Source organism: Mycobacterium sp. (assembly GCF_035506235.1).
GTDB lineage: Bacteria > Actinomycetota > Actinomycetes > Mycobacteriales > Mycobacteriaceae > Mycobacterium.
On sequence record NZ_DATJPU010000317.1, the window covers coordinates 20,030 to 38,907 of the forward strand.

Consider the following 18,878-nt stretch of genomic DNA (forward strand, 5'->3'; position numbering starts at 1 on the left):
TCTCACAGGCAGGGGACGACGATGATGTCGCCGCCCACCACAGTGAAATCGCCGTTCGTGGTGCCGGTCTGCCCCTGAATCTTGACCGTGTGCGAGCCGACCGCCACCAACGTCACCCGCCAAGACTTGAATCCCGGGACGCGGGCGGCGTTCTGGTTCGCGTTCACCAACCATGGCAGGGTCGACGTCTCAGCAACCCCATCGACGAGGCAGTACAGGTTCATGAACCGGGACGCGACCGCCGTGTTGCACTGCAGGTTGCTGTTCAAGTACACCAGCGCCTGCTGGTTGGCCAACACCGTCGGGAACGTGACAGACAGCCCGATATCCGCCTGCACCGTGGTGACGCTGTAGCTCGCGCCCATCACGGCCTCCTGGCCGGTGAACCCGAAGTCCGTCGCCTTGATCAGCGCACCCGCAACCTGCGCCACCCCAACCCCTCCCGTCCCTCGTTCTACAGCGCGTAATAGACCGGTGAAGCCAACGCGACCGCCTCACCCGCAGCGTGCACCTTCACAACCCCGTTCACCGACCGGGTGATGTTGGAGAACGTCTGCGTCGGCCCGGCACCCGCGATCGTCCCCACCGTCATCACCTCACCGGCCACCACGATCTGCACCGGCACATCCGTCGTCGTCCACACCGAGTTCCCGCAGCTCACCGACACCGACGTCGCCCCCGTCGTCATCGTCCCCGCCAACGTCGACCCGTCCGGGCTGTACCGCGACACGCCATCGTCGTACACGCCGACCTGCACGAACGCGGTCTCCGGGCGGCACACCAGCGTCAACTCACGCCGGTACTGATCCAACGCCTCTGTGGAGCCGACGACCTGCAGGCGGATCGTGTCCGGCGGCATCCACGCTGGCGGATGCAGCACGTCCAGCCGGTCACCCGGCTCCAGTGCCGCCGCGGCACCCAGCACCGCCGGCGAGCCCGTGTAGTTGGTCCGGGCCAGGTTCAACCCGAGCGCCGGGAACCGCGGCTCATCAACCGTTCCGAGGCGGACAGCCCACCCGGCGATGTGCTGCAAGAACCCATCAGACTCCGGGTTCACGGTCACGCTGGTGTCGTAGACGTTGACGCCGTTCGGGGGCGCCAGGGTCGACAGGGTGCCGGTGTCCTGACTCACCGTCGCGGACGACCCCGACGGCCGGGACGCCGTCACCTGGTTGCGGACCGCCTGGTCGTCCTCGACCGGGCTGAACGCCGACAGGTCCGCGGTCGTGTAGTTCAGGGTCAGGGCGGCCGGCTGCTGCAGCAGCGACGCCAACGACCGGTACCCGAACCCGAGCTGGTCGCGGAGCTCGTACAGCACACCGCCGTCGGTGGTCTCGGTCTCCCGCAGGATATTCAGCAGGGTGTCCTGCCGTTGCGGGCCCAACGGCACAGCGTTCGGGGTGTCGCCGATCGCCAACACGGCGAGCCCTTCCTCACCGGCGAGACGCGTCACCCGCGCGCACGCTGTCTCACCGGCCCACGACACGAGCAGGCTGTTCAGGTCCCACAGCGACGTGACCGCCGATTGCACCGTCAGATGCCCCATCGTCACCCCGGACATGGCCCGCGACGGGTTCAGGTCGACCCGCTTCACGTAGCCCATCGTCTGACTGGCCAGGGTGTTCGACGTGTACAGGCCGACCAGCCCGCCGACCGCCAGAGTGGAGAACGTCCAGTTGATGTTCCCGCCGGACTGGGCCAGCGACAGGGACAACCGCAGCGGCACGCCGTTGACGCCGAACGCGCCGGGCACCGTCGACAACAAGCTGGCGCCGGACGCGGAGTACACGTTCAGGACCAGGTTCCCGCCGGTCTGGTAGACCAGCTCCCACCGGGACGCGGACCCGGTAGTGACGACCCGCATCAGCACCGCGTTGTTCGTTGTCCCGGCCGCCGGGATCGACAGCAGCACCCGGGCCTGCCCGGCGCCGGCCGTGTACCCGGCCGGCGTGAACGACACCATCGCGTCCTCGACCGTCGACAGCGGCGCCGAGCAAGCGAACGACGCAGAGTCGGCGGCCAGCTTCGGGGTGCCGATCCACCCGCCCGCGCTCACACCCGGCACGCCGGCCGCAGCGAACTGCGTGGACCCCGCGCCGTCCTCCATCGGCCAGTACCCGACCAGCCCAGTCACCGGCCGCACCGGCGACGTGCACCCCCGGTAGTACGCCGACCTAAGCGCCTTCGCGCCCTGCCCGAGCCGCCGCATCGGGCCGGCCGCACTGATCGGCACGTACACGTCGGTGCCCGTGACATCCCACTGGGTGGGCCACTCCGGGACCTCACCAGCGAACCGGTAGTCCCGCGCCACCAGCGCGCCGCCACCACCGGGCGTCCACACGTTCCCTTGCGCGTCGGTGAACGATGCGGCGCCGTCGGCCTGCGCAGTGAAATCGGGGCTGGCCCGCAGGGTGCCCGCGATCCCCTGGTACACGCGCAGCCCGTAGTAGCGGACGACCCCGAACGACGCCTTGCCGCCGTCGAGGTCGCCCGCCAGCAGTGTGGCCGTCGAGTCGAACAAGCTGGTCGTGCCGGCCGTGACGACCGCGGCGCCCAGCTGCGTCCACGTCCCGCCGATCGTGTCCGACGTGTAGAACGTGACGGTGTGCCCGCCCGACCCGTTGTTGACCTGCAGGGTGGCCCGGATCGCCTTCCGGCCTGAGACGGGGATCGGCAGCGGCACCGTCGAATCGTGGTCGATCACCGTCGTGCCGTCCGGTGACGTCGACAGCCGGACTGTCCCGTTCGCGTTGAGCTGCAACGCCCACGACCGTTGATTCCCGGTGGTAGCGAACTTGCCGCCCAGGTCCATGTCCTGGAACCAGGTGTTCGCCCACAGGTCGACCCGGAAGTCCAGGTCCCCCGTGATGGACAAGGGGACACTGTCCGGACAGGACGCGTACCGGCCGAGCGCAGTCAGGGACAGCCACGACGACGCGGCGGGCAGCGACGTCCGGATCGGGGTGTTCCTGGTGAGCTTCCCGTACCAGGTGCCGGTCGGGTTCCGCATCGAGAGGTTCCCCGACCGGTTGTTCATCGTGCACGCCAGGGCCTGCGCGTCCGCGGTCGATCCTTCGGAGCGGCGGCCCCGCGACATCACCACCCGGTCCCGGGCGTACACCAGGCTGCTGACGTCGGTCCACACCCCGGCCAGCTGCAGCTCGGTCCGCACCTGCCATGTGACGGTCACGACAGGGCACCGCCGAACAGCAGCTGCACGTCGCGGGTCCCGGACACCCGGACCGTCCTGCGGATCAGCTCGACGAAGGCTCGTGCGATCTCGGTGTCACCGAGGAACCGGACCACCACCTCGGATTCGCTGCCGGCGCCGCCGCCGCTCATCAGCCGCTGCGTGTCCGGGTTCGACCGGACCATCGACCCGTACGGCAGATCAACGAGTTCGGGGCCGTACTCCCCGACGAGAGTGCGGGAGCCGCGCGGCCCACCAACGGCAGCGTGCGGCACCCCACCCGAGCCTTGCACGGGCGTCCGGTTCTCCCGCACGTTCGCCGACGACGACGACACCTGCGCCAGCTGCGACGCCCCATTCACGATGATCCGGGTCGTCACCGTCGATGGGATCGCCTTGAGTGCTCGGGCATAGGCGGACGCGTCGTTAGCCGCCGAAGACGCTGCATCTGCGTCGCCGAAGAACTGGGCCGCCAACGCCTTAGCCTGCGCCGTGGTCAACCCCATCTGCTTCGCGGTCTTGACGAAGTTGCCCTCCACCATCCGCAGACCGGCATCCACCTGATCCTGCGAAGCCCCCTGATCCTTCAAACCCTTCACGTAATCCAGGCCTGTCTTGACCAGGTCCTCCAACGCTTTCCGGTTCGCGCGGCCCTTCTCCGTGTGAACGTCCAGGCCGCTACCGTTGTCCTTCACCGCCTTCGTCGCCGCATCCACCGACGCGTAATAGGCGTCCTCGGCGCCCATCGCCCCCAGCATCGCGTTCTTCGACGAGTCCAGAGCATCCGACAAGTCGTTCAGCGCCTGCGACAGTTTCGCGTTCGCGTCGGCCAGCGTCCCCGAACTGGTGGTGCCCTCACCCTGCGCGGCCGTCAAGTCCTGCTGCTTGGACTTCGCATCGGCCAGGCTGCCGGACTCATCACCGATCGCGGCACGCACCTTGTCCGCCGCGACAGCCAGCCTGCCCGCCTGCTGCTGGCTCTGACTCATCGCCCCATGCACAGACGTCTGAATGTCCTTGTGCTGGGACAACACATCGTTGACCTTCGTCCAGGCGTCACGGTTCCCCAACGCCGCCTGAGTCAGATCACCCAGGTTGATCCCCAGCTGCTTCGCGGCGTCGAGCGCACCGGACTCCTGCAGCTGCTGCGCGGCCAGCTTCTTCGTCGTGTCGTCGATCGCACCGCCCGACGCTTCCAGGGCAGACCGGAAGTCCTGCGTCCGCTGGTTGGCTTCCTGCTGGTGCGCCGCCCACAACCCCAGCAGCGTCGTCCCCGCCGTGATCGCGATACCCCACGGGCCACCCAGCGCACCAACCACACCCCCGAGGCCCGCCTTGAACTTCCCGGTGATGCCTTCCGCGCTGGTGATGCCCTTACCCCAGCCGGCCAGGCTGGCACCGGTCTCCTTCACCTTCGCGCCGACCTGCGCGAGCGCCGGCCCGAGCAGCTTCGCCGCGAGCGCGAACACCCCCAACGCCAGCGCGGCGTCCCGGACCGGCGCCGGGATAGCCGTGAACACCTGCGCCAGCCCCTGAACGATCGGGAACCCCAGCTTCAGCACGGTCAGCAGGTCCGACACGGCCGGCAGCAGCGCGGTGCCCAGGCTGATCCCGGCGGCCTTCGCGCCGTCCACGAACGCCGACAACTGAAACTGCAGCGTGTGCGTCGTCGCCGTCCACGCGTCCTGAAACCCGGTAGCGCCCTTCGCCAGGTCCGTGTACTTCGACTGCAGCCGGTCGTACTGACCGACCAGGACGTTGATGCCCTGCCCGGCCCGCTTCCCGAACGCATCAGTGATGATCTGACCCTGCTGGTCTGCGCTAATGCCCGCCGCGTTCATGTGCGTGATCAGGTCACCGAGAGCAGCGTTGAGGCCACCGGACTGCATGTCCTTGGCGAGGCTATCCGACTGCAGGCCAAGCTTCGCGAGAGCCGCGGCACCGCCCTTCGCTGGCTCGGCCAGCGACTGCACGGCCATCCGCAGCTGTGTGGCCGCCGTCTGTCCGCGAACGTTGTTGTCGCCGAACACCGCCAAGGCGGCACCGACGTCGGTGATGGACAGGCCGAAGCTCTTCACCGATGCGAGCAGGCCGGTGGAGAAGGCGTTGGCGAGGTCCTGCATGTTCATATCGCCAGCGCCGACAGTCGCGTTCAGGGTGCCCATCGCCGACGTCAGGTTCTCCACACCGGGAATGCCTGAGACGACGGCGGCGTCGAGGGCGTTGGTGACGTCGACGAGGTTCGCGTGCCCGACGGTCGCGCCCTCCGCCGCGACCTTCAACAGGTTCAGGGCATGCTCACCGGAGATCCCGGTCGACGCGAAGCTGGATTCGATGTGGTACAGGGCCTCCGCCAGGCTGTTGGGGTCCTGCCCGACCTGCCCGGCCAGCTTCAGGACCCCGTCACCGAGGCCCTTGATCTGGTCCTGCGCGACCCCGGCCTGAGTGTGGATCCGCTCCATGCTGCCCTGGAACTCCGACGCCATCTTCAACGTCGCGACCGTCGCAACACCCAACCCCACCACCATGCCCGCGCCGGCCAGCTTCATCACGCTGCCGAGAGACATGCCCTCGGCCTTCACCTTCGCCAGACCAGCCTGCGCCTGCGCAGAATCCGTAGTGATCAGGATCCTGACGACGTTCCCGGCCACCGCTTCTCACCTCCCTCCATGCGCTCGGTTCAGGATCGCCAGGTACCGCAGGTCCTCCGTCATCGCCGCCCGCCGGACCTGCGACGGGAGCATGTGCCACCGGTCCGCCAGCCCCACCAGGAGCTCCGCCTCCGTCAGCTCGGCAGGCTTGGCGACTCCATAGGCAGGTCCACATCCGGCAGCGTCGGAGGCGGCCCGCCACTCGTCGATCGCCTGCCCAAAGGGCCCGGGACACCAGCGACCATCCGCAGCCACGCCTCGATGATCTGACCCAGCAGCCGCTGATCCACCCCCTGCATGCCCTCCCACGTGGTGGGGACCGGGGAGCCAGCGTCGTCTTCGAGGTTCCACGACACCAGCAGCGGCGCGATCAACTTCAGCCGCTGCGGGATCTGCTCCACCGCCGGCAGGTCGTCCGCTTGCAGGATCTCCAGGTAGGTGGCGACGTCGGCCCCCCGAGCCGACACCTCCAGGCCCTCCAAGCCGGTGTCCTCCGCGAAGACCAGCTCGTAGACGGGTCGCGCACTGAACCCCACGGGGATCAGGACCAGACCGGCGCGGAGCCGCCCGTCAGCGACCCGGGGACGGCGAAGGTGAGTTCGCCGGCCGCGGCCCTGGTGAGGGTGTAGTCGGTCAGCATCATCGACGTGGTCCAGATCTTCGACGCGACGGTAAGGACCACGGCCCTGGCCACCGACGTCGACGGGATGGTCTTGAACACGTCGTGGCTCATGTTCGTGGCCGAGTTGAAGACCCCGTTCAGGGTCATGCTGGCGTCGGCCAGGAGGAGGAGCCGCTCCATCGCCGACTTGTCGACGCCGGTCACGTCCTGCACCGCCCGCGGGCTCGCGAACGTGAAGTTGGTGCAATCGTTACTGATGGTCTGCGGGGTTGCGGAGGCGTCGGCCACGCTGATCGCCGCACCGAGACCGGTTGTCTTCGCCACTGCTGGTCATCCTCTCTGTACTGCGTCAGTGATCCGCGCCGACTGTTCGGCGAGTTCTTCCACCCAGTGCTCGACCCGCGTGTGCCTCACGTGCCCGCCGAGGTCGGCGCGGTGATCCCCGTTGCGGGAAAACCAGATCGGCTCCCGCTCGACCGGCACTCGGTGCGTCGACGCCCGGAAGCAGGCCTGGCCGGGCGGGAACATGAACCTGAGGAATCCGTCCTCGGTCTTCTCCACGGCACTCCACGCCCGGCCAGACCCGCGCACAGCGGCCTCATCCGCGGACCCCGGCAGCACCTTCGTCGCCCACCCGCGCAGGTAGTGCTCGCAGTCGACGTCAGCGCACGACGCTGGCCGCCAGAAGTCCCGCGTCAACGGCCGAGCGAACGCGACCGTCCGGTACGCCTGCGGCGGCCCCAGCGGGTCCAGCCGGAACGATTCGACGCCGGGCACTAGAAGATCACCCCTGCGAGCGGGTTCTTGACCAGGACGACGGCGTACTGGGCGTTGGAGAACGTGCCCGTGCTGGCCGCGCGGACGTACCGGCGGACGGTGGCGTTGTTGGCGATGCTGATCCGCTGCGCCTGCGGTGACCCTGCGGGCGTGGCCGCCGTGAACGCGAGGCTGGCGACGTCCGCCCAGCTGGAGTTGTCCGCCGAATCCTGGATCTTCACCGTCACCGACGTGCCGGTCACCGAGAAGACCTGCAGGTAGGCCTGCGCGCCGTAGGAGAGGCTGCCGCCGGTGTCCCAGGAGGCGCCGTTCGTTGCGGTGGTGTCGGTCTGGATGCCGGCGGTGAGGAGGTTCCCCCACTCCAGGCCATAGCTGTTCGGCAGCGCCGACACCGCGAACGTGTAGAGGCCGTCGGCGGCGCGGGTGCCGTCGTAGTTGGTCTGCTTGGAGTTCATGCAGCAGGCGGGCGCGCCGACCGCGAGGGTAGGGACGGCGAACGTGAGGATGACGTCGGTCGTCGGCAGCGCCGACAGGGTGGGGTGCTCGACCAACGGGTCGTACACGACGGTGACGTCGAACTTCGCGTCGCGTTTCCCGCCGAGCCGGTCCATGCCCGTCTGCGCCAGCGTGGTCACGTCCAGGAGCGCCGGACCGCCACCCACGGCCAGGTTGGTGCAGTTCCCGGACAGGTCGACCCCACCCACGTACAGCGCTGCACCGAGACCGCCCTGCTTGGCCATCAGTCGTCACCACCCGCGGCACGCCGAACCCGGCCGCTCTTCGGCGCATCCACCAGCTCCACCGCCGGGGCTGCCGGCGCCAGCGGTGCACCGCAGTGCGGGCACACCTCGATGTCGTGCGCGATGCCCCGGCACCCGCACGCCTTGCACACCTGCAACATCCGGTCCTCCTACGGGGCCTGCGGGAACTGGTCGTTCACGACCAACGGCACGTTGATCGTCATGCACCGCAGCTGCTTCTGGTTGAGGTTGATGTAGCCGGCCTCCGCGTTCAAGCCGCGGCCGAACTGCCCGAGCAGGTCGATGTCCCGGACCGTCCCGCCGAGGGTGAAGTTCCCGGAGTACGCCTCCATCAGCACGTCCGTGGCGGCCAGAACCTTCGGGTCGATCTGGTCCAGCGGCTCCTGCAGCATGTCGGTGTAGATCCGCAACGAGAACGTCACCAGCGTGCTCGTGGCCGCGAGCCCGGACGCGGCCGGCAGCGGCGCGATCTCCTGCGCCCAGATCGCGCACGTCAACCCCCACCCGGGCGCCGACTTCGGCTCATGCGTGTTCACCCGCTGGAAGTAGCCGGTCGCCGACGCGTGCGAGACGAGCCCGTCGAGGATGCCTGTCAGGTCCAGGCTCATCCGCCGAACCTGCCCATCTGGTAGGCGAGGATCTGCGTCGCGATCGCCGCGGCCTTCTGCCGCTGGTAGGTCTGGGTGACGAACCGGAAGTTGTGGTAGCCCTTGAACCGGGTCGTCTGGTTGCGGTGGCTCGTGCCTTCCAGCCACGGCCCGTACCGGGATCCGCCGTCGCCGATCTCCGCTGACGTCGGCGACGCCAGGTTCTTGACCACCTGCGATTCGTAGGCGCCGGTCGGCGCCATGAACGTCTCATGGAACCGGGCCTGCAGGTCGCTCAATGCGGCGTCGGCGACCTGCGACACGATCTCCGTGGCCAGGGCCGCCAACGCGACCTCGGCCTCACCGTCGAAGATCGGGCCTACCGTCGTGATCTGCACGCCCGCCATCAGATGCTCCGCGTCCTGGCCTTGCGGCCGAACCGGGCGTACGCGTCGTCCTCGATCTCCTGCGTGGACCGCAGGTGCAGCATGGCGCCCTTGCCGCGGGGGCCGCCGCCGACCCCGGACCGGGCCAGCACATCGGTGCCGCCGGCGGACATCCACTGCGCGTGCGTGATGACCTTCGCGATGGTCAGGTCCCGGATCAGTGCGGGAGGCTTGTGCTGGGCGATGGGGGCCGCGTCGAGGTGCGCGGCCGCGGTGGTGCCCCAGCAGCCGCGGACCACGGTCAGCTGTCGGGGCGCGTAGATCGTCGCGCCGTGAGTGTGCGCTGCCAGCGGTGTCCCGTCGTAGGCGCGGACCACGTTGATGCTCGACGTGAGGCGGTCCTGGATGAGCATCCGTTCGGCGTCGATCAGGATGGTTTCCCCGGCGTGCACCTTGCTGGTGTCGGAGATGGTGACGTTCAGGCCTGCGCCGGCCTGTGAGACGGCCATGTCGCCGGTGATGGTGGCGCCGGTGCTGGTCATGGCGCGGGACTCGACGGTCGCGTACTCGGTGTCGATGAGGATGGCGGGGCCGACGCCGACGAGGCTGGAATCGGACACCGTCAGGGTCGTGACCGAGGCGTTGATGGCGCCGACGAGGCTGCCGGCCGGGCTGGTGTCGTTGCCGAACCCATAGACGCCGGTGACGGCGATGTTCCGCTGCCAGGTCGCTGCGCTGCCGCCGAAGCTGGACGACGTGCCGAGGTTGATTTCGAGCCGGTCGTACGGGGGGCCGTCGCCGTTGGGTTCCAGGTAGATGTTTCCGATGGGGATGGTCACCCCGCCGGACACGACCGAGGTGACGGAGATGACCTCGTGCTGTTCCAGGTGGAGGGTGAACGGCCACGCGTACTGCAGGTTGGGCCAGTCGAACCATCGGGTGTCGATGCAGGGCCAGAACTTGCGGTGGAGGAGGCCTTCGACGCTTTGGGAGTGGGATTCGATGTCGCCGAGGATCAGGGGGTCAAGGCGGGCGGTGTACTGCGTGTCGATGGCCGTCTTGACGTCCTCGACTGACGCGTACCGCACGGGTCCGACGACCGCGCTCATGCTTGGTTCCCGTCCCCTTGACGTCGCTTCCTGCGTCCAGGCCTCCCTCGGGCGGCCGGGTTGGGCTGTTCAGTTGTGAACTTCTGCCAGAGTACCCGCCTAACACCTGTCAGGTGTTGCCACGGCTGACGGGTGTTAGGGCTGTGTCGCCACAACCTCGTGCAGGGTCGGTGACCACGCCCACACGATCGGATGCCCGACGGTCGGGGCGGTCGGCACCGTGCGGGTCGCCGCGGCCACGACAGCCCGGTACGCCTCCCGCTCCGTGTAGCCGACGGCGTTGTTCGACACCGGCGGGACGAACACGGCGGGCAGGCCGACAGACGGGCCGGAAGCGACACTGTTGCGTGGCATCAGGGGGTCACACCTTGTCGTAGTCGAGCTGAGACTTGCCCTCGTAGTGCCGGCCGCAGAACCGGCAGTACAACTCCCCGTCCGGGCCCGGCCGCAGCGGCTCCCCGTCGTCGAAGCACGCCGCAGGCCGCCGCGACGCCTCCGACCGCCGCTGCAGCCGCTGATCGGCGACGATCCCGGCCAGCCCGTACCAGCCGCCCGTGTTCTGCGTCACCGGAACATCAACCCCCCTCAGGTCGCGATCACGAACGGGGTGACCCCCGTCGTCGTCGGCGTCGCGATCGTCGCCGGAGCCGTCGTCGTCAACGCCGCCCCCGACGTCTGCGCCAACACCTTCGCCCCAGCAATCACAGCGCCAGCACCCGACACGTAGGTGGCCCGCGCCAGCAGCGACGGCACACCCGTCGCCTTCACCATGCACGCCGCGTAGTACACGCCGGTCGTCGTGATGCTCACCGGCGACGACAACGCCAGCGTCTTCGCCGTGTTCGCCGCCCACGCCGCCGTCGTCTGGTCCGTTGTCTGCCCCAGCAGCGCCGGAGTCGCCTGCGTGTCGTACAGGGCGAACCACCAGTTCGCCGGCGCGTTCGCCGCCGTGTTCCCGGAGATGAACGTCAGGTTGGTGACCACGCTGCCGGCCAGCAGGTACAACGCGACCGACGTCATCACAGCCGACGTCAACGCCCCCGCCTGGTCGGTGCCGGTCCCCCGATCGAAGTTCGTCACCGCGAACGACTGGCTGCCCAGCAGCGCGTACTCTCTCGCGGCCAGGTAGGGGCCCGCGACGGTGTAGATGGACGCGTACACCCCCGTGAACGCGGCATCGGCCGCCAGCTGGGCCGGCGTCTTCGTGGCCGCGGACCCCAGCCCTAGAGCTGTCTGCGCCGCGGCGGGGGTGGTGGCTCCGGTCCCGCCCTGCGCGACAGGCAAAGGCACCGGCAGCGCCTCAGAGACCAGCCGGGACTGCCCGTCCGCACCGACCAGCCGCGAGGTGACATTGGAGCTGGGGACCCCAGCACCATCACTGGTGCTGGGGCCACCCAACGTACTCGTGCGGCCCATGACCTACGCCGCCGCGACCTGAGCGCCGTTGTCCAACGGCGTGTAGATCAGATCCCACTTCACGCTGCCGGTGTTCGACGCACCACAGTTCAGGACGATCGAACCGACCGGCAGCACCAGCCCCGGGTCCGCGATCGCACACGCCCCGCCGTTCGCCTTCACCAGCGCCGACCCGACCGCGGCCGGCAGCGCGAGCATCCCGCCGACCTCCAGACCGGTGATGTCGGTGGTGGTGCACAGGTCCACCGCGCTGCCGGTGGTCGGCGAGCTGGTCAGCTTCGTGGCGTCAGCCTGCACCTGGATGATTGTGGTGACGGTGCCGACGAGGCCCCGCAGGATGATCCGGCCGCCGGTGATGGTGAAGATGTTCCCGGTCGTCGACTGGGGAAGCGTCGCGGTCGCCCGCGACACCAGGATGCCCTTCGCGATCGTCCGGACATCCGCGTTCTTGATGATCGTCGTCATTGCCTGCTGACTCCCCTTCTCAGGCCGACGGGATCGTCAGGTTCGCGGGCGCCTGCTGCGCGGTCAGGTCATGCAGGATCGCCTTCACCAGACCCGCACCGGACGCGGTGCACTTGATGTAGCACTTCGGGTCCGGCAGCTTCGACCCGGTCACCGTGATGACCGTGGTGTTCGCGCCGGCCTGCACCACCGCGTTCGATGCGACCTGCGTCTGCTTCGTCCACGCGGCGGTCCCGTTCGTCGCGGTCGCCTGATAATAGTGGTCGATGATGTTCCCCGGCGTTGCGTAGGCGCCGCCGAACGTCGACGCCACCGTGATCGTGAAGGTGTCCGCGGCGGTGCACACGAATGTGATCGCCGAGCACTCCTTCATGCTGATCGCGACACCGGCAGCGATCGGGACGACGTTGAAGACGCGCCCGAGTCCTTCCTGGCCAGCCATGTCTGTTCTCTCCTCTCAGGTTCCGGGCTCAGCGGGACGCGAGCTGGACGACGGGGGTCAGGGTGTTGCTGGACCCGGAGTGCGGGGTGATCGCCGAGTGCAGCCACGGCTGCCCGTCGACGCGTTCGGTGATGCGAAACGCGGTCTTGTCGTTGGCGAACTTGTAGTGCTCCGACTGCATCGCCTGCATCATCTGCCGGTCGCCGACGAGGTAGTACGACAGGTCGGTGAACATGATGTCGCCGGTGGTGCCGAGGGTCGGGACCTTCTCGGTGAACAGGACCGGCCGGCCCAGGATCGTGGCGGGCGGGGTCTGCGCGCCGCCGGTGCCGCCAGCGAAGTTCCCGATCCAGACGGGCCCGCCGCCGGTACCGACGGACAGCGCCATCGTCGCCAGCTGCGGGAACGTGTCGATGTTCGCGACCCACACGGCGTTCCCCAGCGACGTGGGGAGCATCCGGGAGTACATGTTGACCAGGTTCTCCCAGACGATCGTCTTGGTCGGCTGCCCAGCCTCCGCGGCCACCTGGACGCTGGCGGGGCACGAGATGACCCCGAGGGGCTCACCGGCGCCGGTACCGGAGAAGAACGCGACGTCCTCGAAGTAGGCCAGCGCCTGCGGGAACGTCTGGTCGAAGAACCCGGTGAACGCAACCGCGTCCGCCAGCAGCTCGTTCGGGATCTCCGCGTACCCGGTGAGCTTCTTCGCGTCGAGGACGACCCGACCGAACGTCGGCGACGACTCGGTGAGCGCCGCGGCCTCTTCCGTCCAGTAGGCCGTGATGCCACCCCACACCGAGCTGACGTGGCTGGTGTCGGCGATCGTCGGGATGGGCACCCGCAGCGAGTCCATCGGGATGACCCGAGCCCGCGGCCGGATGATGGACTGCTCGATCGCAGCCTTCAGGATCTCCGCGCGGAGCGTCTCCGGCACCAGGAACCCGCCGTCGCCGGGGATGATGCTGCCGAAGCTGTTGACGATCTGGGTGGCCCGGGACACCCGGTCCTCCAGGTCGGCCCGGTTCGGCAGGCTGTCCCGCCGCGACCAGATGGCCTGGAAGAAGTCCGTCGAGTTGCGGAACACCTTGTCCAGCTCGGCCGCGGCCTTGGCGACCGCGTTGGTCGGCTTCGGCGCCCGGTCCTGGCCGTTGCGCAGGTCTAACGGAGACGGCAGCTTCGCGCCCTTCTCCGGGCCGGCACCGAACATGTCCTTCGCCATCTGCGCGAAGATGGCCGACGCCTGGTCGTCGATCTGCTTCCGCAGATCCTTGGTCTCCTTCTTCCCGGAGGCCTTCGCGTAGTTCCGGATCAGCTCGGAGAACTCCGGCTTCGGCTTCCCGTCCTCGAAGTAGTTGGCGAGCTTCTTCGGGTCCGAGATCGCCTCTTCCAGTTCGCTGGCCTTGGTAGGCACTGCGGTGGGGCTCATCGCTTGAACGCTCCTCTCAAGGCGGCAGCGATTCCATCGGTGTCAACCACCGCCCCCGCGGTGGAGTTCTTCACCCGGTCGGTCGGGCGTCGGGGGCCATCCGACCGACCGGGCATCCAAGGGGCCGGCGCGTTGTCGCGGCCGGCGTGAGCGAAGATGCTCAGATCGAATGCGTCCGTCGGGTTCCCGTCGCCGCCGGTCGCGTCGTCGCCCAGCAGCTCGTCGGCCAGGCCCGCCTCAACGGCCTCCCGCGCCGAATACCAGGTCTCCGCTCTCATCGCGGCCCGCCAGTCGTCGACGGTCCCCCCGGCGCGGCCGGCGTACAGGTCAGCGATGTTGTCGGAGCACTTGTCGAGCAGGTCCGCCAGCGTCCGCATGTCCGCGGCGTTCCCGATCGCGAACCCGGCCGCGTCGTGAATCATCAGCATCGCGCCACGGCACACCTGCACCGTGTCAGCCGCCATCGCGATGAACGACGCCGCCGACGCCGCGAGCCCCTCGACCCGGGCCGTCACCGTCGCCGAGTGCTGCCGCAGGCTGTTGTAGATGGCCAGCCCATCGAAGACGTCGCCGCCCGGCGAGTTGATCCGCAACGTGATCTGCTTCGCGTCGACCTTCGCCAGGTCCCGGACGAAGTCCTCGGCCGCCAGCCCCCACCAGCCGCCGATCTCGTCGTACAGCAGCACCTCGGCGGCCCCGTTGTCCTTCGCCTCGATCCGGTACCAGGCCCGATCCCGTGGCCGCGTCCCCCGGTTGTGGATCGACCGCCACGGCCGGCCACTGTTGCTCGCGCCGGCCTCGCCGTCGCCGTCGTCCTGGTTGCCGTCGTCAAGGTGTGCCTGCAGGTGCTCCTTCACACCCGCCTTGTCGCCGTCCGGGATCGTCGATCCCTCCAGCCGGGCCAGCCCGTTCCGGCACGCCGCGAGGTTCGCCGGGCCCCCCTTCACCTTGTGGTGCGGGAACCGGTAGTCCGCCTTCTCATCGCCCGCGTCGGTGTCCTCCCACGCGTGGCAGTAGTGCAGCGTCGCCTTGCTGTTGGGCATCGCCTTGACCGCGGCCGGCCCGTCCCACGGCGAATCCTCGGTCGCGGTGTGATGCACTGCCATCGCGGGCATCAGTCGTCACCTTCCAGTTCCTGGTCGTGGCAGGGCACGATCCGCGCCCACACGTCCTGCTCCTCCAGGTCAAACGCGACCGACACCCGGTGGTAGCCATCCGCGATGATCAGGCTCGGGTACATGGCCACCAGCAGCACCGGCGACCACGGCTCCCCGGCCTCGACCTTCCCGATCTCGTTCTGGTAGACGAGGTCCGACGCCTTCGCCGGCTTCAACCTGGCCGCACGCAGCAGGTCATGAGGGTTGTACTTCCGGGTTCCCACCGTCCGCAGCGCCTGCACCGACCTCGTCACGAGACCGGCCGGGAGGACCAGGCCCAGGAAGTTGGCCGCCGACCGGTAGTTTTCGTCAGCGGGTTCGTCCTTCCACGTGATCTCCGGAGGCTGCTTCTTTGCCGCCGGCCGGGCGTCCGGGAACGACGGATGCCGCTTGCTCACTGAGCGCCCCCGTTCGACGAGGATTGCGGCGCCTGCGGCTGCTTGGCGCCCGGCGGCACACCAACCCAATCCATCGGCGGCAACCCGACCGTCTCCAACACCTGCGCCCGGTCATACCCGGCACCGACCAGCAGCGCCGCCGCGTTCGCCTTGCTGGTGCGCTCCGCGTCGTCGGCCTGTGTGTCCTTCGGGACCTGCAGGTCGAACACGAACTGCACGCCTTGACCGACCGGACCGAACATCGGCAACAGCCTGGTGTTCAACGCCTCCTGCCAGCGCACACACCGAGGCTTCGTGATGTGCCGGGAGTTGGTGTAGATCGCGGTTTCGGCGGTCGCCCGGTTCACGCTTTCGGTCTGCCCCAGGCGGGTCTTCGAGATCCGCCACGCCTCACGGATAATCTCCGCGGACAGATTCCGCAGCTCCATGAACTGCATGTCCTTGAACGTCAACTGGCGCGGCGACCACTTCGAGCCGCCCTCAAGGATCGCCACCCGGTGCGCGTTCGACACACCCCGGTGCTGTTCATTCCACTGCCGCTGCAACCGGTCGAACTGCTTGTCCTCCAGGTTGTTCGGGACCTCGATCACACCGCCCGGCTCAGCCGAGTTCAGGAAGAAGTTCCGGTTGTACTCCGAGCTGTGCCGGACCGCCTCGATATCCGGCATCAACGGCTGCACCGGCGACATCGAGCTGTACAGGTCGGACGCGTCCGGAGTCCCCATGATCGGGATCACCTGGTGCGTGCCCAACGGCACCTGCTCGTTGTTCGGGCCCGTGTACATCCACCCGGCAAGGAACTGATCAGCGTCCGGGACCGGCTGCATCCGGTTCGGCAGCACCGGCCACAACGCCAGCGGCACACCCCTCGTGCTGGGCCCCCGGTCCACGATCACGTACCCGACCCCGGCGAGCTCGGCGTGCATCTGCACCCGCTCCACCAACGCCACCCGCGTGAACCACGGGTTCGGGTTCGCCCACAGCTCCGCAGCCGGATGCCGGTGCGTGATCACCTCGGGGATGATCCCGACGCCGCCCGGCGCGACAATCGAGTCCGGACCCGGCAGCGACGCCAGATACCAGGCGACCTGCCCGACGTCCTCCGCGATCGCCGCCGTCACGGAATACACCGTGGAGACGGCGGCCTGCGCGGACAGCATCCGATCCGACGACCCCGGCCGGCTGGCGAACCCCATCCGGTTCCGGCCCTGCATCGGCACCGGCGCGCCACCCGCCCGGCCCGTCACGCGGGACAGCGCCGCCCGGACCAGGCTCACCGCCGGCCCCGCCGACGCTCGATCTCCTCAGACCCCGCGTACCAGTCGACCGCGAACAGGGCGACGCCCAGGACGACCAGCCCGAGCACTGTCGACACCCGCCACGCCGCCCCGGTGAACGCGGCCAGCCCGGCGCCAGGAGTCACCATCGGCCACCACCGGCGCCACACCCGCACCGACCATGCCCGCGAGGCCCGGCGCCGGGCCAGCCACCGCGCCCGCGACCTCGCCCTGGCCTGCGCGCGCACCGCAGCCCGCTCCGCGCTCGACCGCCGGGCCACGGCCACCACCGTCACAACCCACAGAGTACGGCAACACCTGACAGTCAAGCAGGCACGCCGCTAGCAAGTCTTGCCATCATGGAGGGGTGACGCGCACCGTCCGGCCGGCCGACGAACTACTCGCCCCCGCCCTCGAAGCCACCCTCACCGCACTCACCCTCACCCCAGCCGACCAAGCAGCCGTCGCCCTCGCCCGCCACCTCGCCGCCGCCATCGACCACGGCGAAGCCCGCCTCACCACCGCCGCCCCCACCTACCTCGCCACCCTCGCCCAACTCGGCGCCACCCCCACCGCCCGCAAGACCACCACCAGCGCAGGGGAGGCAGACCATGGCCGGGCAGCCCCCAAGTCGCCGCTCGCGCAACTCCGCGACGCCCGCCGCCCAGCCTGAACTCCTCGGCCGCACCGAACCCCGCCTCTGGACCCCCCCAGCCAGAAGACTCACCCGCACCACCAGCCGCGGCTACGAACTGGCAGATTTCGCCGAAAAAGTCATCGGCGAACCCCTCCTGCCCTGGCAACGCTGGCTCGGAATCCACGCCCTGGAACTCGACCGGTCCGGCGGCCAGCGCTACCGCACCGTCCTCGTCCTCGTCGGCCGCCAATCCGGCAAAACCAGCTTCGCCCGCACCCTCGCCCTCTGGCAGCTGTACCTCAACGGCGCCCGCCTCGTCCTCTCCGTCGCCCAAACCCTCGACATCGCCCGCGAAGCCTGGCGCGCCGGCTGCGACACCATCAACGAAACCCCCGACCTCAAAAACGAACTCGACCGCGTCTCCCGCGTCAACGGCGACGAACACGTCCGCCTCACCGGCGGCCGCCGCTGGAAGATCTCAGCCGCCAACCGGCAGGCAGGCCGCGGCCTCTCCGTCGACTTCCTCCTCCTCGACGAACTCCGCGAGCAACGCAACTGGGACGCATGGGCCGCCCTCTCCAAGACCACCATGGCCCGCCCCAGCGCCCTCACCTTCGCCATCTCCAACGCCGGCGACGACCAATCCGTCGTCCTCAACCACCTCCGCGAAGCCGCACTCACCGGCAACGACCCCAAACTCGGAATCTTCGAATGGTCAGCCGAAGACGACTGCGCCCTCGACGACCCCAAGGCGTGGGCCCAAGGCGAACCAGGCCTCGGCTACACGATCAGCGAAGCCGCGATCCGCACCGCCCTCGCCACCGACCCCGCCGCCGTCTTCCGCACCGAGATCCTCTGCCAACGCGTCGACACCCTCGCCGACTCCGTCGTCTCCGACACCGCCTGGACCGCCTGCCAAGACCCCGCCCTCACCCTCAACGACCTCCGACACAAGGTCACCGCATTCATCGACATCGCCCCCGACCTCGCCCACGCCACCCTCGCCGTCGCAGCCCTCGGCGACGACGGCCGAACCCGCATCGAAGCCGTCGCCTCCTGGACCACCACCGAAGACCTCCGCACCGACCTACCCGGATGGATGGAACGCATCCAACCCAAGGCCCGCGGCTGGTTCCGATCCGGACCCACCGCCGCCCTCGAAGCCGACCTGACCAAGCTCGGCTTCGACTCCCTCGGCACCGCCGAAGCCACCGCCGCCTGCCAAGGCCTCGCCGAACAAGTCCACGCCCGCCGCATCCTCCACGCCGGCGACCCACTGCTCACCACACAGCTGCTCGGCGCCAAGCGGCTACCGGTTGCCGACGGGTGGCGGTTCGCCCGCCGCGGCGCCGGCCACGTCGATGCCGCCTACGCCGCGGCCGGCGCCGTGCACCTGGCCCGGACTTTGCCGGAGCCGGCGCAGCCGCGTGTCCGCTGGCTCGCCGGGTGACGCTGCGTCACCGTCAAGCGGGTCGGGCGGGTCGCTGCGAGCGTGGCGAGTGCATAAGTATGCATGCGTGATCGCTTGAATGATCAAGGTGAGGCGTTTCCAGGGGAATTCGGGGAGGGAGGGACAG

The 18,878-nt window shown here is 69.0% G+C and carries 23 protein-coding genes; 2 read left to right on the plus strand and 21 right to left on the minus strand.

The features are described 5' to 3' along the window. Positions 1 to 2 precede the first annotated feature (2 nt). From VMD50_RS29515 to VMD50_RS29615, 21 genes are all read right to left on the minus strand, one after another. Positions 3 to 431, minus strand: a complete 429-nt coding sequence (locus tag VMD50_RS29515; RefSeq protein ID WP_325433497.1) for a hypothetical protein — start codon at positions 429 to 431, stop codon at positions 3 to 5. A gap of 23 nt (positions 432 to 454) precedes the next feature. Continuing rightward, positions 455 to 3,190: a hypothetical protein gene (locus VMD50_RS29520; RefSeq protein WP_325433499.1), complete on the minus strand. Its 2,736-nt coding sequence runs from the start codon at positions 3,188 to 3,190 to the stop codon at positions 455 to 457. Next, positions 3,187 to 5,841, minus strand: coding sequence for a phage tail tape measure protein (locus tag VMD50_RS29525; protein WP_325433501.1), 2,655 nt, complete (start codon positions 5,839 to 5,841; stop codon positions 3,187 to 3,189). The genes VMD50_RS29520 and VMD50_RS29525 overlap by 4 nt, the downstream gene beginning before the upstream one ends. A 134-nt stretch (positions 5,842 to 5,975) precedes the next feature. After that, positions 5,976 to 6,377, minus strand: coding sequence for a hypothetical protein (locus VMD50_RS29530; RefSeq protein ID WP_325433503.1), 402 nt, complete (start codon positions 6,375 to 6,377; stop codon positions 5,976 to 5,978). Between the two features lie 5 nt (positions 6,378 to 6,382). Continuing rightward, positions 6,383 to 6,787 (minus strand): hypothetical protein, encoded by a 405-nt coding sequence (locus VMD50_RS29535; protein ID WP_325433505.1) that lies wholly within the window; start codon positions 6,785 to 6,787, stop codon positions 6,383 to 6,385. A gap of 6 nt (positions 6,788 to 6,793) precedes the next feature. Beyond that, positions 6,794 to 7,240, minus strand: a complete 447-nt coding sequence (locus tag VMD50_RS29540; protein ID WP_325433507.1) for a hypothetical protein — start codon at positions 7,238 to 7,240, stop codon at positions 6,794 to 6,796. Further along, positions 7,240 to 7,980 (minus strand): hypothetical protein, encoded by a 741-nt coding sequence (locus tag VMD50_RS29545; protein ID WP_325433509.1) that lies wholly within the window; start codon positions 7,978 to 7,980, stop codon positions 7,240 to 7,242. Before VMD50_RS29545 ends, VMD50_RS29540 begins: the two co-directional genes overlap by 1 nt. Further along, positions 7,980 to 8,141, minus strand: coding sequence for a hypothetical protein (locus tag VMD50_RS29550; RefSeq protein ID WP_325433511.1), 162 nt, complete (start codon positions 8,139 to 8,141; stop codon positions 7,980 to 7,982). Before VMD50_RS29550 ends, VMD50_RS29545 begins: the two co-directional genes overlap by 1 nt. A 9-nt stretch (positions 8,142 to 8,150) precedes the next feature. Beyond that, complete coding sequence (locus tag VMD50_RS29555) at positions 8,151 to 8,609, minus strand: hypothetical protein (protein WP_325433513.1); 459 nt, start codon at positions 8,607 to 8,609, stop codon at positions 8,151 to 8,153. After that, positions 8,606 to 8,995, minus strand: a complete 390-nt coding sequence (locus VMD50_RS29560; protein ID WP_325433514.1) for a hypothetical protein — start codon at positions 8,993 to 8,995, stop codon at positions 8,606 to 8,608. Before VMD50_RS29560 ends, VMD50_RS29555 begins: the two co-directional genes overlap by 4 nt. After that, positions 8,995 to 10,083, minus strand: coding sequence for a hypothetical protein (locus VMD50_RS29565; RefSeq protein ID WP_325433516.1), 1,089 nt, complete (start codon positions 10,081 to 10,083; stop codon positions 8,995 to 8,997). Before VMD50_RS29565 ends, VMD50_RS29560 begins: the two co-directional genes overlap by 1 nt. A gap of 135 nt (positions 10,084 to 10,218) precedes the next feature. Then, positions 10,219 to 10,437: a hypothetical protein gene (locus VMD50_RS29570; RefSeq protein WP_325433518.1), complete on the minus strand. Its 219-nt coding sequence runs from the start codon at positions 10,435 to 10,437 to the stop codon at positions 10,219 to 10,221. A 7-nt stretch (positions 10,438 to 10,444) separates the two neighbouring features. Beyond that, positions 10,445 to 10,651 (minus strand): hypothetical protein, encoded by a 207-nt coding sequence (locus VMD50_RS29575; protein WP_325433520.1) that lies wholly within the window; start codon positions 10,649 to 10,651, stop codon positions 10,445 to 10,447. Positions 10,652 to 10,668: 17 nt separating this feature from the next. Further along, a complete protein-coding gene (locus VMD50_RS29580; protein ID WP_325433522.1) occupies positions 10,669 to 11,499 on the minus strand; it encodes a hypothetical protein in 831 nt (276 codons plus the stop codon). 3 nt (positions 11,500 to 11,502) lie between these two features. Next, a complete protein-coding gene (locus VMD50_RS29585; RefSeq protein WP_325433524.1) occupies positions 11,503 to 11,964 on the minus strand; it encodes a hypothetical protein in 462 nt (153 codons plus the stop codon). A gap of 19 nt (positions 11,965 to 11,983) precedes the next feature. Continuing rightward, complete coding sequence (locus tag VMD50_RS29590; RefSeq protein WP_325433526.1) at positions 11,984 to 12,406, minus strand: hypothetical protein; 423 nt, start codon at positions 12,404 to 12,406, stop codon at positions 11,984 to 11,986. 28 nt (positions 12,407 to 12,434) lie between these two features. After that, complete coding sequence (locus VMD50_RS29595) at positions 12,435 to 13,832, minus strand: phage major capsid protein (protein ID WP_325433528.1); 1,398 nt, start codon at positions 13,830 to 13,832, stop codon at positions 12,435 to 12,437. Beyond that, positions 13,829 to 14,947 (minus strand): head maturation protease, ClpP-related, encoded by a 1,119-nt coding sequence (locus tag VMD50_RS29600; RefSeq protein WP_325433530.1) that lies wholly within the window; start codon positions 14,945 to 14,947, stop codon positions 13,829 to 13,831. The genes VMD50_RS29595 and VMD50_RS29600 overlap by 4 nt, the downstream gene beginning before the upstream one ends. Beyond that, positions 14,947 to 15,387, minus strand: a complete 441-nt coding sequence (locus tag VMD50_RS29605) for a hypothetical protein (protein ID WP_325433532.1) — start codon at positions 15,385 to 15,387, stop codon at positions 14,947 to 14,949. Before VMD50_RS29605 ends, VMD50_RS29600 begins: the two co-directional genes overlap by 1 nt. Beyond that, positions 15,384 to 16,664 (minus strand): phage portal protein, encoded by a 1,281-nt coding sequence (locus VMD50_RS29610; protein ID WP_325433534.1) that lies wholly within the window; start codon positions 16,662 to 16,664, stop codon positions 15,384 to 15,386. The genes VMD50_RS29605 and VMD50_RS29610 overlap by 4 nt, the downstream gene beginning before the upstream one ends. Continuing rightward, on the minus strand, positions 16,661 to 16,960 hold the full coding sequence (locus VMD50_RS29615) for a hypothetical protein (protein WP_325433536.1): 300 nt from the start codon (positions 16,958 to 16,960) through the stop codon (positions 16,661 to 16,663). The genes VMD50_RS29610 and VMD50_RS29615 overlap by 4 nt, the downstream gene beginning before the upstream one ends. 71 nt (positions 16,961 to 17,031) lie before the next feature. Between VMD50_RS29615 and VMD50_RS29620 the strand changes: the two genes are divergently transcribed. Beyond that, a complete protein-coding gene (locus tag VMD50_RS29620) occupies positions 17,032 to 17,337 on the plus strand; it encodes a terminase small subunit (protein ID WP_325433538.1) in 306 nt (101 codons plus the stop codon). Beyond that, a complete protein-coding gene (locus tag VMD50_RS29625; protein ID WP_325433540.1) occupies positions 17,276 to 18,751 on the plus strand; it encodes a hypothetical protein in 1,476 nt (491 codons plus the stop codon). Before VMD50_RS29620 ends, VMD50_RS29625 begins: the two co-directional genes overlap by 62 nt. The last annotated feature ends 127 nt before the right edge of the window (positions 18,752 to 18,878 follow it).

Coding starts and splice junctions, on each gene's coding strand:
- VMD50_RS29590 (WP_325433526.1), bottom strand. CDS start 12,406: ATGGCTGGCCAGGAAGGACTCGGGCGCGTCTTCAACGTCGTCCCGATC.
- VMD50_RS29580 (WP_325433522.1), bottom strand. CDS start 11,499: ATGGGCCGCACGAGTACGTTGGGTGGCCCCAGCACCAGTGATGGTGCT.
- VMD50_RS29625 (WP_325433540.1), top strand. CDS start 17,276: ATGGCCGGGCAGCCCCCAAGTCGCCGCTCGCGCAACTCCGCGACGCCC.
- VMD50_RS29550 (WP_325433511.1), bottom strand. CDS start 8,141: ATGTTGCAGGTGTGCAAGGCGTGCGGGTGCCGGGGCATCGCGCACGAC.
- VMD50_RS29565 (WP_325433516.1), bottom strand. CDS start 10,083: ATGAGCGCGGTCGTCGGACCCGTGCGGTACGCGTCAGTCGAGGACGTC.
- VMD50_RS29600 (WP_325433530.1), bottom strand. CDS start 14,947: ATGCCCGCGATGGCAGTGCATCACACCGCGACCGAGGATTCGCCGTGG.
- VMD50_RS29595 (WP_325433528.1), bottom strand. CDS start 13,832: ATGAGCCCCACCGCAGTGCCTACCAAGGCCAGCGAACTGGAAGAGGCG.
- VMD50_RS29555 (WP_325433513.1), bottom strand. CDS start 8,609: ATGAGCCTGGACCTGACAGGCATCCTCGACGGGCTCGTCTCGCACGCG.
- VMD50_RS29570 (WP_325433518.1), bottom strand. CDS start 10,437: ATGCCACGCAACAGTGTCGCTTCCGGCCCGTCTGTCGGCCTGCCCGCC.
- VMD50_RS29585 (WP_325433524.1), bottom strand. CDS start 11,964: ATGACGACGATCATCAAGAACGCGGATGTCCGGACGATCGCGAAGGGC.
- VMD50_RS29545 (WP_325433509.1), bottom strand. CDS start 7,980: ATGGCCAAGCAGGGCGGTCTCGGTGCAGCGCTGTACGTGGGTGGGGTC.
- VMD50_RS29560 (WP_325433514.1), bottom strand. CDS start 8,995: ATGGCGGGCGTGCAGATCACGACGGTAGGCCCGATCTTCGACGGTGAG.